Origin of the sequence: Sphingomonas sp. BE138 (assembly GCF_031456125.1) — a bacterium.
Taxonomy (GTDB): Bacteria; Pseudomonadota; Alphaproteobacteria; order Sphingomonadales; family Sphingomonadaceae; genus Sphingomonas.
On the sequence record NZ_JAVDUC010000009.1, the window covers coordinates 124,962 to 137,165 of the forward strand.

Below are 12,204 nucleotides of genomic sequence, written 5' to 3' on the forward strand. Positions count from 1 at the left end.
TTTTGTTATGTCAAATAAGTTCTCCGCAGTAAGATGAAACACATTAGTGTGTGAGGACACGGTATGGTGCAGAGCGAGCGAGAGCCTGCAGAAGCTATGCTATACCGACTACGTCAATCGGCTGTCGCAGGCCCTCGCGATCAGCGATTCAACGGCTCTTGCTCGGATGTGGAACGGGCGCTGGGCCTGACCCTGCGATCCGGGCGCCGACGTTCGCGCATTGCCGCAAGCGCGTTGACCAGCGCGGTCTGCTGGTTAGACGCCAGCGCGATACTCGACCACCGCAGCAGCGCGGCATCAGCGATGGCACGGCTCCCGTCGCTGTCGCCGTTGCGCAAGGCCGCATCGGCGTTGGCATAGACCTGGTTGAGATCGTCGGGGTCGACGGCGTCGGGCATCATGAGCTGAATACGGTCGGCGTCGCGTGGTTCGTGCTTGAGCACCCCGGAGCCGTAGCGCCGACCGCACAGCTCCGCCGAGATCTGACTGAACGTCGTCAGCATCGACAAGGCTGCAAGCCGCTGCCGTTCGATTGGGGTATTGTCGAGGAAGAAGACGCGGTGGATGGTGTTGGTGCAATTGAGCGCATCGGCATTGAGCACGAGCCTAGGCCCATGGTGGTGCATCACCGGGAAGAAGGCATCGGGAGTCTTGCCGTCGCTGATCGTCGACCAATGCGGGCGTTTGCGAAAGGTGCTGACCTGCTCGCGTCGCTCGATCGGGTAGCTTTCCAGATAGGTAGACAGCGCCGGGCTCATCGACGTCGCGCCCGATTGCACAAGAAACGACCTTCCCCCTGTCCTGTCATAGCCGTCGAGGTCCGTGGCGCTCAGACTGATCCCGCTTGCCGCCCGGAATTTTGAGAGCACGCGTGAACAATCGCTATCGTCCAGGTTCGCGGCCAGGCAAGCGACGCGATCAAGGACGAAGAAGCCGTTATCGCCGGTCACTAGGCCGATCTGCACCTTGGCAAGGTCACCGAGCCGAACCGTGGTGGTCTGTGTCGCCAGTCGATTGAACAGATCTTGAGCGTCATTGGTGAAGCTCAGCATTGCAGGCGTGATGTCACCCGTTCGACCGGCCCAGGCATCAGCGCCCCATGCGACAATGAGCGCCTCGAGCGCTGCGAGTGTTCCCGCCTCTCCGATCTCAAGTCCGCGCGTTGCCGGCAAGCCGTGCCCGTCGGCCAGAAGGATCACGGTTTCCTCGTCCGCCCCTTCAGTCAGAAACAGGCGTTCATGGATAATGAAAGCGGCTGACCGCGCGAAGTGCTGCCCGACATAGCGCCGAATCGGCGCTGCATAGTCGGCTTGAAGAAACGCCCCCGGAAGGACCCAGGCCATGCGTCCACCTTCGGCGAGGAGACTGACCGCATGCGAAAGAAAGTAGGCCCAGAGGCTGGCGCGGCCCTTGACGCCGGCTATGCCTTGCTCGCGCGCCCACAGTTCTCGCACCCGGGCTTTGCCGATCCGGTGATGCGGTATGTAAGGCGGGTTTGCCAGGATCACCGAGAAGTGATCCGGCCAAGTTTCGATACCCGTGCAGTCGAGGAAATCCCGCTCGATAAAGCCGCCGGTATCGGCCGCGTCGCCGAACACGGCGCGCAGATATTCGAACGCAACCGGATCGATGTCGCAGCCATGGATTTGCCGAACGGGGTTCAGACAGCCGAGCCGCGTCAGCGTGTCGCGCGCGGTGGCCAGAAACCCGCAACCCCCGAAACTCGGCTCCAGCACCGTGTCATCGACATGACGGATTGCCCAATCGGTCAGGAGCTGGCTGAGGCGCTCCGGAGTATAATAGGCACCCAGAATGCGCCGATCCTCCAGCGGGCGGATCGCCGCGCGGACCGGTACCGGCGCTGCGGTCACATCAGCATCTACGTAAGCATTCACGATTTTAAGGTCTGTAGTCGCATTGAGGGGTCCTATCGGGTCGCACTCGGCAGGCAAAGCAGGAGTTGATAAAGCCGGAACAGCGGCCGCCGGCACGGCTCGGGGATCGTTCAGCGCGGTCGCGGTCGGACTCCGGCGTCGCGCGCGGAGCCGATGCGTGGGGGAGCATCCTTTATAGCGTCGCGTGGACCGAACACGCGGGCGAGCGCGCCGCATTCTGGTGCTCACAAGAAGCTCTCGCCGGCATGCTCGCGGAAGCGCTCATGATCGCGGACATATTCGGCGACCATATCGATCGAGGCGTGGCGACTATGCTCGCGCATCTTGAACAGATTGGCGTTCTGTCGTCCCGCCTCGGTGAGAAAGCCCGCGCGTAGCGAGTGACCCGAGAAGGCGGCTGCCGGATAACCGGCCGCCTTCGCGGCGGCTTTGACGACAAGGGCGACACCTTGTGCGCTCATCGACTTGTCCGTGAGACGGCCTTGCGGCGTGAGTTTGCGGAACACAGGCCCCTCCCCGATCCCGGCCTTCTCCAGCCATGCCCGGTAATGCCGCACGGGCCCGAGACGCTGGCCGTCGGGTATCGCCACGCGGTGCCCTCTACCCTCCTGATCGGTCTTCGACGATGGCACGAGCACCAAAAGCCCGCGGCCGGTTTCGACGACCCGGCCGACCGTGATCGCAACGAGTTCCGAGCGCCGGAAGGCGCCAGCCATACCAAAGGCTAACAGCGCCCGGTCACGGTGGGCGCGCAGATCATCACCGCCGATGGTTCGCAGCATATCGCGCAGCACATCACCGTCAGCCGGACGCTTCTTGGCAACGACGTCGTCACGCTTGTCGCGGCGGATCGCGCGCATGGCCTTGCTCAGCCGCGCAGCGTCGGCGTGTTGGGTTGGCGGTGTTACACCGGCAGCCTGGTGCGCGAACACAATGGCGGCGAGCCGGCGACTGATGGTGGAGCGGCCAAGGGGCCGCGGCGCATAAGGATCGGCGTAGCGCCCGCCCGAAGGGTGACCGCGCGCGGATGGCGCATAGCCACTCTCGGCCAGCAAGGTCACAAACGCTGCAACAACAGCAGCGCTGGCGGGCAAGGATTGATAGCCGCGCTCGTCACACCACGCACAGAACAACTGCCAGTCAGATCGATATGCGCGCAGCGTCGCATCGGACGATGCCCGTCGGACATAATCATCGACGCGCGCGCGATCATCGGTGGCCAGATCGGGGAAGGGCTGGTCGGGCAGTGCGAGCGGTGCAGGGACGATCAGGCTCCCCGCCGAACCCCCCGCCCCTGCACTGTGCCATCCTGCTACCACACTCACCCCACCCTTCCGCGCAATTTTTCGTCAGCTTGCGTTTAGCGAGGTGTCGGTTTCCCCAAAAGGGTGGACATTCTGCCCCGAGCGATCGTCACCTGAAACGGTGGACTTGCACCTGAAACAGTGGACGACGGAGCCGTCTAACCCACCCGCGACATGCTCGCAGTCAGCCACGGGCGCCGATTGAGCCGCGCGGCTCCCTTTGCGCGAGCGCAACCGCATTTCTCGCAAACGATCGGGCCTGTTGAAAAATGCCGGACATGCCGGGTTGCTCCTTCGTTTCACCCCTATCGAAAGGAGCGTCGCTATGATGGGACCAGCCTGTCGCAGTAAGCGGGAAGGGGCGTCCTTCCGCACCGTAGAAGCCATGTTGCCCACAGACCACCTGCTGCGTCGCGTCGATCGATGGCTCGACATCGGCGAGTTGAGACAGGCACTGGCCGGTCATTACAGCGCACGGGGAAGACCATCGATCGATCCCGAACTCCTCATCCGCATGACGCTGATCGGCCGCATCTTCGCGATCGCGTCCGAACGGCGGCTGTGTGAGGAGCTGCGCTACAATCTGGCCTATCGCTGGTTCTGCCGTCTCGCGCCGGGAGACAAGGTTCCGCACCACTCCACGTTCAGCAAGAACCGCCATGGTCGCTTCCGCGATGCCAACGTGTTCCGGATCCTGTTCGAGAGCACGGTGAGACGCTGCATCAGAGAAGGACTGATTGGCGGAAAAGACGCCGCGATCGATGCGTCGTTCATAGCGGCTGATGCGAGCTGGCAGCGCAAGACCGTTCCCGGCTACCTGCCGTATGTCGCCAACGCGTCGCGCGCGGTTAGGGAGTGGGTGCACGACACAGGAGATGCCGTCTTTGAAATGGCGCGGTCGAAAAGCTGCCAAGGCATCTCTCGAACGGACCCTGCCGCGGCCTGGTCGGCGCGAACGGTGCGTGGCCGGTTCGGCTACGCCTTGAATGCGCTGGTCGACACCCCGAGTGGCGTCGCGCTCGATGTCGAGGCGACACCAGCTCGCTTCGCGGAGGAAGTTGATGCGGGGCGCGTCATGCTCGAGCGGTCGGCCGATCGGTTTGATTATCGCCCCAAGCGGGTCGCGGCCGATAAAGCCTATGGCAGCGCGAACTTCCTCGGCTTCGTGCGGGATCACGGCGCAACCCCACACATCCCCGTGATCGACCGGACGCAGCAGACCAAGGGCAAGCTGCCGCGAACGGCCTTCAGCTATGATCGTGGCACCGACAGCTTTACCTGCCCGACCGGCAAGACGCTCCGGCACCATGCCTTCCATCCTCCCACCGGCGTACACCGTTACGCGGCGGATGTTCGGGATTGCGAGGCGTGCGTGCTTCGGAAGAAATGCACGACGTCGCGGCGTCGTACCCTGGTTCGACTGGACGATGAAGACGTTCGCGATCTTGCCAGAGCCGAAGTGGAAACCGGGCTCTACAAGCGGTCTATGCGGTTGCGGCGCGGGGTCGAACGGTTCTTCGCCGACGCCAAGGGCAAGCATGGCATGAGGCGGCTTCACCTGCGCGGCATCCGCGGAGCGGAAGAAGAGTTCCTGATCGGCGCGGCGGTAATGAACCTGATGATACTGGCGCGACCACGTCGGCTGATCGGCAAGCCGCGCAGAGGTGTCTGCGTTCCCGCAGCCCTCACCCCGGCCGCCATCTCGGCCCGGTCGATCGAACATGACGTGATCGTCTCGCCCGCTCGGCAATATGCCTGATCGCTGAAGCGCGGCGTGCTTCATCACGCGGCGCGCAGTCGTTCTTTGCGGTACGGCACACCGTCAAGCAGTGCCTGGCCCGGCGCCTTGGGCGTGCCGTCACCGTTCACGTACATATAGAGTGTCGTCGTCGTCATCCCGAGACGGCGCGCGACATCAGCTGCGATCGCGTTACGATCGGACATGGCGGCCATCGCCATCGCCAGCGTTGCCTTGTCCATCTTGCGGGGCCGCCCTCCCATGCGCCCCCGCGCGCGTGCCGCAGCAAGGCCGGCCTGTGTGCGCTCGGCGATAAGCTCGCGCTCGAACTCGGCGAAGGCGGCAAAGATGCCGAAAGCCAGGCGGCCGTTGGCGGTGGTGGTGTCAATCTGCGCGCCGGCGCCAGTCAGTACCTTCAACCCGATGCCGCGCTCACGCAGCGCCTCGGCGGTGATGACCAAATGCCTCAGGTCACGTCCGAGGCGATCCAGTTTCCAGAGCACCAGTGTATTGCCGGGCTGCAACGCCTTGAGACAGGCAGTCAGGCCAGGACGCGCATCATGACGACCCGACGCGAGATCCTCATAAATGCGTGAGGCATCGACGCCGGCGGATAGCAGCGCGTCGCGCTGCGGTGACAGCGTCTGCGATCCGTCAGCCTTGGATACCCTCACATATCCGATGAGCATCATCACCCCGCCAGAAAAGATATCTAACACCCTGCAATGTGCCGGTGGTTTCCGCAACGGGTATTCCGACCGCTAGGAAGCTTCGATGAGGCAAAAACCGCTACCGCCAGAAAACCGGTCGTTTTTCTGGCGGTTGGTGTGCGCTGTGAGTGCCCGGTCGCTTCACGGCTAAAGACAGTTACGATGGAGGCTTCGGGAAACTTCGGCAACAAATTAGCGTGGTGCCGGATACGATCAGCTTTGCGAAAGGGGGGGGGGCTGACCATAGGCGTGGGTGGCGATGCGTTTGCTTACTCGTTTTTGGGACGTAGCGGTGCCGACTAGTGTCGCATCGCCGCGCACAACGAAAAGCTTTTAAACCACCGTCCCGGTGAAAGCCCCAATAAGGGCCGTCATCCCCATCGCAAGGACACCCAGTAAAACCACCCGGATTATGGCGCGCCCGATCGGGGCGCCGCCCGCCTTCGCTCCAAGCGCACCCAGCACGCCAAGCAGCACCAATGCCGTTGCTGGCACCGCATAAAGCACAGCGCTACGCGGTGCTAATGCAGCGATCACGGGTAGGATCGCGCCGGCGGCAAATGCCAAGGCCGAGGATACCGCGGCCTGCATCGGCTGCGATGCGCCGTCGTCAGCAAGGCCAAGCTCATCACGGCGATGCGCTCCCAGAGCGTCATGTGCCATCATCTGTTCGGCCAACTGAATCGCTAGCGACGGCTCGACGCCACGCCCTTCATAGATTGCGGCCAGTTCCCGCGTTTCGGTCACGGGCGAACGTTCCAACTCGGCCGATTCTCGCGCAAGGTCAGCTTTCTCGGTATCCGCCTGCGAACTGACCGAAACATATTCGCCCGCCGCCATCGCCAGTGCACCCCCGACCAATGCTGCTACCCCCGCAACAAGGACTGTGCTCGCAGTCGAGCCTGGCGCGGCTGCGACACCGACGATCAGGCTTGAAACAGAAATGATTCCGTCGTTGGCACCGAGCACCGCTGCGCGAAGCCAGCCTGTACGGTGGACGAGATGATGTTCTCCTGGCGCGTGATCGATGGCGTCGGTCGTCATTGGCTATCCTAAAGTATGTCGAACTCGGTGAGCCGCCGAGTGGGCGGGAATTGGATTGTATTTGGCTCCGGACAGCAGTGCAGGGATGATGGAGCGATGTAGCTACGCCAGGTGCGTTGCGGCACGGGCCTGACGAACAGCTGACGAAAGCGATGGCTCCCGTAATTTCAAGGCTAGACTTCGAGTCGGACGCGAAACGAAGCACCCCCGCCTGTCGCGTTTTCGACGCTGACCGTTCCACCATGCGCTTCGGTCAACCGTTGCACGATGCCAAGGCCTAGGCCCGCTCCGGTAGAGCTGCGGCGATCCTTGCGCCAGAAGCGGTCAAACACGTGCGGAAGATCGACCTCTGCAATCCCCGGCCCGTAGTCACGGACCGTCAGCTGTGGACCGGGTCCCGCGCTTACGTCGATGGGCGTGACGCCGGGCGCGTGTGACAGCGCATTGTCGATCAGGTTGCGATAGATGCGGAAGATCGCTTCCGGGTGCCCGATCGCCGCGGTGTCGCCGAAGCTCTCGAAACGTAGATCACGCTGCGCCGCGAACACCTTTGGCGCCATCGCGGCCACGACGTCCCGGCCGATGTCGGCGATATCGATGGCAACGTGGCCATCGACGGCCAGCGCGTCGGCTTGGGCGAGATCGAGCATCTGTTCGACGAGACGGGTCAGGTGCCGCGCATCGGCCTGCAGTTCGTCCCGTTGCTTGCCTGCGGGGAGCCGATCGAGCGATAGCTGCATGATCGACAACGGTGTGCGCAGCTCATGTGCGGCGTTGGCAGTGAACTCCCGCAGAGTCGCCATCGCTGCATCGAGCCGACCGAGCGCCCGATTGACGGCACTGACGAGCGTGTTGACCTCTCGCGGCTCACTCGGCTCCGAAAGGCGAAGCAGGGTGTTGTCGGGTTCCAGCGCGTCCACTTCGCGCTCGGCATGGCGAAGCGGTTGGAGCACCCGGCGGACGGCGAAGACGTTGAACAGCAACAGCAACAGCGACAACGGGATCAGCGGCAGCATCACGTGCTGAATGATCTCGTTCACGATCACCGGCACATAGGGGCGGATGCCGTCGCCCTCGAACTGCATCGCCAGCCATCGCCGCTCCTCGCCGCGATCGATCGCGCGAACGCCCGATATCCGATAGCCGCGAGGAGTCTGTTCGCGCCGCGTCCAGTCGACCAGGGTTGACGCGCCGTCGATCCCGGTTTCCCCTACCCGCCGGAGTTCGGGTGATCCCGGTTCGACATAGCGCGCGGACCAGGATTCGGCCCCCGGCGGTCCGGTTAGCAGGTCGGGCGACAGCACGCCGCCTGCCTGAGCCTTCGTCGCTTCAAGCGTCAGCAATTCCTGCGCGAGAGATTCGGGCTGGCGACTGTAGGTGAACACGACGATCCCGACGTCGAGTGCTGCGAACAGCAGCGTGAACGCCGCCAGACGCGCCGCAATCTGTCGGAACAGCGTAGGGGGGCGTCGCCTTGGCCGAACCGCGTCCATCTTATTCACCAGATACGCTCGGCGCGAACAGCGCATAGCCGACGCCGTGCACGGTGCGGACCTGCACGTCCGCGCCGGCGGCGGTCAGGCGCTTGCGCAGCCGCGATACTGCCGCTTCCAACGCATTGGGCGTTACCTCGGCGTCCATCGCATATAGCGTATTCTCGAGCGCCGGCTTGGCGACGACGTGTCCGGCGCGGCGGAGCAGAACTTCGAGCAGGTTGATTTCACGCGGCGTCGCGTCGATCGCGACGCCGCCCACCTCGGCCGACCGTGAGGCACAATCGAGCACGACGTTGCCCGCGGCGAGCTGGGTGCCGAGCGACGCCCCGGGTCGTCGCAGCAGGGCACGACACCGCGCCGCGAGCTCGGGAATCTGGAACGGCTTCACCAGATAGTCGTCGGCGCCCGCGTCGAGTCCGGTGACGCGGTCGTCGAGGCCACCTCGCGCGGTCAGGACAAGGATCGGCGTCGCATTCTTGTCCCGGCGGGAACGGCGGACGATGTCCAAGCCGTCTCCATCGGGTAAGCCAAGGTCGACCAGTAGCAGGTCATATGTCGCCACCGTCATCGCCAGCTCGGCGTCCTCGACGGTCTCGACCCAATCGACCGCGAAACCCTGCGGGATCAGGCCGTCCCGAACCAGGCTGCCGAGCCGGGAGTTGTCTTCAATCAGCAGCAGGCGCATGGTCGATGTCGGTCCCCGTTGGTGCACGTTTGTAGCCAGTGACCATCGCCAGCGGCAGGTTTTCCCGGTGCCGCACGCTCTCGACGATCGCACCGATGACATGCAGGGCTACCGCGCCGATCAGAACATTGGCGGCGGTTTCGTGCAACGTCTCGACCCAGTTCACACCCCAGAATTGGTCGAGTCCCATCATCCATCCGCTGGTCCCCACCGTCGCCAGCAGGACAAGGAGGACGACGATCATTGCGCCTCCGGCCGGGTTGTGCCCGATGTAGCGCGGCTCGCGCCGGGCAGCCATCGCGCGAAAATAGCGCAGCAACACGAACGGGCCTGGCACGAAGCTGGCGAACCGCGCGTGACGGCGGCCGATAACACCCCAGATCAGCCGGATCGCCAGCGCCGTGACGACAACGTAGCCGACATAGATATGCGGCGTCTCCTCATGCCGAAGGAACGTCAGGTTGGCGATGACACCTCCTGCCACGGTCCAGTGAAAGATGCGGACGATCGGGTCCCAGACCTTGACCCTGCCGCGGTTGCGAGCAGGGTCTCGGGAAGGAGCCGCTGGAGCGACGTGGCTCATCGTCAGTCGACGTTGTTCTGAACGACCGCGCCGTTCACCGGGTTGAAATAGACCTCGGCGCGCTTGCCGTCCTTGGTGTGGGCGTAGATTTCGTAGCAGCTGCCGGACACCTGAAAGACCTTGATGTCGCGATAGCCCATCTTGGCGACGCGGCCTTTCATTTGTGCCGGCGTCATCCATTTGGCCTGGGGCGCCTTGGTGCAGACGGGCGACGCCATCGCCATCGGCGCAGCTGCGACGACGGCGAGAAAGGCTGCGACCTTCAAGGGGGCAAATCGGATCATCGAACGAGCTCCTGTCAGAGGCGGGATAGCCTCGATGACCGGGAGATCGCAGCACCGCCTGACCGAAACCTGACGGCACAGCGCGTTTTTCCGACGGCTCGAAAATGCGGTTGCCGCGGACCTGTCAGGTCGTCGTCAGGACCGAGGTCGATAGCGGGGCAGCCGCACTTCCGGCGGCAATGGAGTATCGACCATGATGAAGTCCCTGATCGTCGCTGCCGCCGGTGCCGCGACCATTTTCGCCGTCAGCGTGACCGCCGCGCCGTCGGCGCCGACCCGCCCGCTAGCCGCCAGCACGCGGGCGAACCTCGAAGCCGCGATGCACGGGGAGGCTTATGCCAACCTGAAGTATCTGCGGTACGCCGACCAGGCGCAGGCGGCGGGAAAGCCCGAACTCGCCAAGCTCTTCCGCGCATCGGCCAACGTCGAGGCCAACGAGCACTTCGATCGCGAAGCGCAGGCGCTGCGGCTCGGCAGCAGCAACAATGTGAACCTCGAAGATGCCATGAGGGGCGAGCACTACGAGAATGTCACGATGTACGTGAATTTCGCCAAGGAGGCGGAAGCGGCCGGCGACAAGAAGGTAGCGCAGATGTTCCGCCAGATCGCGGTCGACGAAGGCACGCATTACGCGGCTTACAAGGCTGCCCTGGCAAAGCTCCCCCGTCGCTAAGCCAGCTGCAGGCGCCGGCCCGGCCATCCCCCCGGCGGGCCGGCGCATCAAATCGGGATCGTTCGATAGGTTTTTAACACACGCCCGCCGGATGGGGCCTGAAAGAGCGCTCAGTGCCCTAATCGCGCAACATCAATTCGAACGCGAGATTTTCAACAGCCACGTCCGTTTTTGACACCTGTTCTCAGAGGTGACTTAGGACGGAGACAGCGCTTCAAGAATACCGCACTCGGCAACCGTCCCGTGCCCGCATTTCTCAATGATTTGGGCCAACTCGTGATCAAGCGCTGATAGGTCGGCGATCTTGCGCTCAATTGCCTTACGGTGCTCACGGGCGATCGTCTCGACTGCGGTACATGACCAATCGCGATGGTCGGCTAACCCAAGTAGCTCCCGGACCCGATCAAGGCTGAACCCAAGGCCGCGCGAGCGGCGAATGAATGACAACCGGCGAAGGGTCCCCTTGTCATAGGTTCGGAAGTTGCCTTCGGTTCGCGCGGGCGGAGGCAGCAATCCGATCTCTTCGTAATAGCGAATCGTCTGCACCTTCGTGCCGGTCGCGTTCGCGAGGTCACCGATTTTTAGAGCCATGGCCCTTGACCCTACAGTTACTGGAGGGTGCATATGCGACGAGGACGAGGATCTTGTCGAGAAGCTAGACGACGTGCGTGTCGCTTCGGCGGAGCGGGAAAAAGGAAACGATGTGCCTACTGAAGACGCTCTGACGCGGACAGCCGACAAGACGGGCGTGATCGGTGCGATCATCGCCTCTTTCGGTTGTGCAGCGTGCTTTCCGGCTCTTGGCAGCCTCGGTGCCGGGATCGGCTTAAGCTTTCTAAGTCAGTATGAAGGCCCCTTCATCCGGTACATATTGCCGCTCTCCGCTCTCGTCGTTTTGGCGGCAAACCTTAGCAGCGGATTTCGACACAAAACTTGGCTCCGCCTAGCCCTTGGGGTTATTGGCCCTGTGCTCGTCCTGATTGCCGCCCTGCTAATGTCGCTTCGTGGCATCCGGGCGGAATGGGTGCTTTATGCGGGGCTGGTGTTGATGATCGGGGTCTCGATTGTCGATCTGGTTTCCCCTCCGGGGCGGCGATTCAGCAATCCGGTCCCGTCGAGGAACAGATAATGACGGATACCGCCGCAAGGCGACCCTCGGCACCGGATGCGCCGCCCGTTTGGGGTGTCGCATCAATCGCGGGTGCGTTGGGCTTGAGCGCGGTTACGGCTGCCGCTGCCTGCTGCGTCCTGCCGCTTGCGCTCGCCTCGATCGGCGTGGGTGCCGGGCTCGCCGGTAGCCTCGCCGAGCTGGCGAGCATCCGGACGCCGCTTCTTGTACTGAGCGGGGTCGCACTCGTGGTCGCCTGGATCATGTGGTGGCGCAAACGCGAAACGGCTTGCACGGCGGGAGACGCTTGCGCGGCCGATGCCGCGCCGCGCCGCGCCATCGGCCTTCTGATCGCTGCGACGGCGCTGGTCGGGTTGGCTGCTATTTGGGATTCGATTGAGCCTTTGCTGATGAAGTGGATATTGTAGTGCTGCTTACCTCCACGTTGACCTGTCCGAAGTGCGGCCACCAATCGACAGACACCATGCCGACCGATGCCTGTCAGTTCTTCTACGACTGCAAGGGTTGCGCTGCGGTGCTCCGCCCCAATGCCGGGGACTGCTGCGTCTATTGCTCGTTCGGGGACGTGCCATGCCCCCCGATTCAGGAGGCGCGCGCGTCCGGATCAACGGCGAGCTGTTGCACCTGATCGCGTCTGGCGATCAACACCTGAGCGCCATTTAC

General features: G+C 63.4%; 14 protein-coding genes. 5 read left to right on the forward strand and 9 right to left on the reverse strand.

All coding sequences use genetic code 11. The annotated features are described in order from the left end of the window. Positions 1-140: 140 nt before the first annotated feature. Both J2Y58_RS12955 and J2Y58_RS12960 read right to left on the reverse strand, forming a co-directional pair. Entirely contained in the window at positions 141-1,871 is a 1,731-nt protein-coding gene (locus J2Y58_RS12955) for an N-6 DNA methylase (RefSeq protein WP_310103727.1), read from the reverse strand. Between the two features lie 248 nt (positions 1,872-2,119). Next, positions 2,120-3,214 carry a tyrosine-type recombinase/integrase gene (locus J2Y58_RS12960; RefSeq protein WP_310103729.1) on the reverse strand — a complete coding sequence of 365 codons (1,095 nt, stop codon included), beginning with the start codon at positions 3,212-3,214 and terminating at the stop codon, positions 2,120-2,122. A gap of 310 nt (positions 3,215-3,524) precedes the next feature. Between J2Y58_RS12960 and J2Y58_RS12965 the strand changes: the two genes are divergently transcribed. Further along, positions 3,525-4,958: a transposase gene (locus tag J2Y58_RS12965; protein ID WP_231376780.1), complete on the forward strand. Its 1,434-nt coding sequence runs from the start codon at positions 3,525-3,527 to the stop codon at positions 4,956-4,958. 23 nt (positions 4,959-4,981) lie between these two features. Here the strand turns inward: J2Y58_RS12965 and J2Y58_RS12970 are convergent, their stop codons facing one another. The 6 genes from J2Y58_RS12970 to J2Y58_RS12995 all read right to left on the reverse strand — a co-directional run bounded on the left by J2Y58_RS12970 (position 4,982) and on the right by J2Y58_RS12995 (position 9,739). After that, complete coding sequence (locus J2Y58_RS12970) at positions 4,982-5,626, reverse strand: recombinase family protein (protein ID WP_037477107.1); 645 nt, start codon at positions 5,624-5,626, stop codon at positions 4,982-4,984. A gap of 354 nt (positions 5,627-5,980) precedes the next feature. Further along, positions 5,981-6,691, reverse strand: coding sequence for a VIT family protein (locus J2Y58_RS12975; RefSeq protein WP_066489936.1), 711 nt, complete (start codon positions 6,689-6,691; stop codon positions 5,981-5,983). Between the two features lie 173 nt (positions 6,692-6,864). Further along, the gene (locus tag J2Y58_RS12980; RefSeq protein WP_231738904.1) at positions 6,865-8,184 is read right to left on the reverse strand and encodes a HAMP domain-containing sensor histidine kinase; all 1,320 of its coding nucleotides are present in this window, start codon (positions 8,182-8,184) and stop codon (positions 6,865-6,867) included. Position 8,185: 1 nt separating this feature from the next. Then, on the reverse strand, positions 8,186-8,872 hold the full coding sequence (locus J2Y58_RS12985) for a response regulator transcription factor (RefSeq protein WP_064311306.1): 687 nt from the start codon (positions 8,870-8,872) through the stop codon (positions 8,186-8,188). Next, positions 8,853-9,455 carry a cytochrome b/b6 domain-containing protein gene (locus J2Y58_RS12990; RefSeq protein WP_066489955.1) on the reverse strand — a complete coding sequence of 201 codons (603 nt, stop codon included), beginning with the start codon at positions 9,453-9,455 and terminating at the stop codon, positions 8,853-8,855. Before J2Y58_RS12990 ends, J2Y58_RS12985 begins: the two co-directional genes overlap by 20 nt. A 2-nt stretch (positions 9,456-9,457) precedes the next feature. Beyond that, positions 9,458-9,739, reverse strand: a complete 282-nt coding sequence (locus J2Y58_RS12995; RefSeq protein ID WP_064311305.1) for a PepSY domain-containing protein — start codon at positions 9,737-9,739, stop codon at positions 9,458-9,460. A 193-nt stretch (positions 9,740-9,932) separates the two neighbouring features. Between J2Y58_RS12995 and J2Y58_RS13000 the strand changes: the two genes are divergently transcribed. Then, positions 9,933-10,412 carry an acyl-ACP desaturase gene (locus J2Y58_RS13000; RefSeq protein ID WP_064311304.1) on the forward strand — a complete coding sequence of 160 codons (480 nt, stop codon included), beginning with the start codon at positions 9,933-9,935 and terminating at the stop codon, positions 10,410-10,412. A gap of 195 nt (positions 10,413-10,607) precedes the next feature. Here the strand turns inward: J2Y58_RS13000 and J2Y58_RS13005 are convergent, their stop codons facing one another. Continuing rightward, the gene (locus J2Y58_RS13005; RefSeq protein WP_151989816.1) at positions 10,608-11,003 is read right to left on the reverse strand and encodes a helix-turn-helix domain-containing protein; all 396 of its coding nucleotides are present in this window, start codon (positions 11,001-11,003) and stop codon (positions 10,608-10,610) included. A gap of 130 nt (positions 11,004-11,133) precedes the next feature. On the opposite strand from J2Y58_RS13005, the gene merC reads away from it, so the two are divergent. From merC to J2Y58_RS13020, 3 genes are read left to right on the forward strand one after another with little or no spacing between them, the layout of a single operon-like run. Beyond that, positions 11,134-11,541 (forward strand): organomercurial transporter MerC, encoded by a 408-nt coding sequence (gene merC / locus J2Y58_RS13010; protein WP_056638677.1) that lies wholly within the window; start codon positions 11,134-11,136, stop codon positions 11,539-11,541. Further along, on the forward strand, positions 11,541-11,948 hold the full coding sequence (locus tag J2Y58_RS13015; protein WP_151989814.1) for a mercury transporter MerT: 408 nt from the start codon (positions 11,541-11,543) through the stop codon (positions 11,946-11,948). The genes merC and J2Y58_RS13015 overlap by 1 nt, the downstream gene beginning before the upstream one ends. A 56-nt stretch (positions 11,949-12,004) precedes the next feature. Continuing rightward, entirely contained in the window at positions 12,005-12,169 is a 165-nt protein-coding gene (locus J2Y58_RS13020) for a GDCCVxC domain-containing (seleno)protein (protein WP_302675749.1), read from the forward strand. Positions 12,170-12,204: the final 35 nt, after the last annotated feature.

Excerpts from the sequence above, each read along its gene's own strand:
- J2Y58_RS12965 (WP_231376780.1), top strand. The coding sequence starts at position 3,525 with ATGATGGGACCAGCCTGTCGCAGTAAGCGGGAAGGGGCGTCCTTCCGC.
- J2Y58_RS12970 (WP_037477107.1), bottom strand. The coding sequence starts at position 5,626 with ATGCTCATCGGATATGTGAGGGTATCCAAGGCTGACGGATCGCAGACG.
- J2Y58_RS12975 (WP_066489936.1), bottom strand. The coding sequence starts at position 6,691 with ATGACGACCGACGCCATCGATCACGCGCCAGGAGAACATCATCTCGTC.
- J2Y58_RS12980 (WP_231738904.1), bottom strand. The coding sequence starts at position 8,184 with ATGGACGCGGTTCGGCCAAGGCGACGCCCCCCTACGCTGTTCCGACAG.
- J2Y58_RS12985 (WP_064311306.1), bottom strand. The coding sequence starts at position 8,872 with ATGCGCCTGCTGCTGATTGAAGACAACTCCCGGCTCGGCAGCCTGGTT.
- J2Y58_RS12990 (WP_066489955.1), bottom strand. The coding sequence starts at position 9,455 with ATGAGCCACGTCGCTCCAGCGGCTCCTTCCCGAGACCCTGCTCGCAAC.
- J2Y58_RS12995 (WP_064311305.1), bottom strand. The coding sequence starts at position 9,739 with ATGATCCGATTTGCCCCCTTGAAGGTCGCAGCCTTTCTCGCCGTCGTC.
- J2Y58_RS13000 (WP_064311304.1), top strand. The coding sequence starts at position 9,933 with ATGATGAAGTCCCTGATCGTCGCTGCCGCCGGTGCCGCGACCATTTTC.
- J2Y58_RS13005 (WP_151989816.1), bottom strand. The coding sequence starts at position 11,003 with ATGGCTCTAAAAATCGGTGACCTCGCGAACGCGACCGGCACGAAGGTG.
- J2Y58_RS13015 (WP_151989814.1), top strand. The coding sequence starts at position 11,541 with ATGACGGATACCGCCGCAAGGCGACCCTCGGCACCGGATGCGCCGCCC.
- J2Y58_RS13020 (WP_302675749.1), top strand. The coding sequence starts at position 12,005 with ATGCCGACCGATGCCTGTCAGTTCTTCTACGACTGCAAGGGTTGCGCT.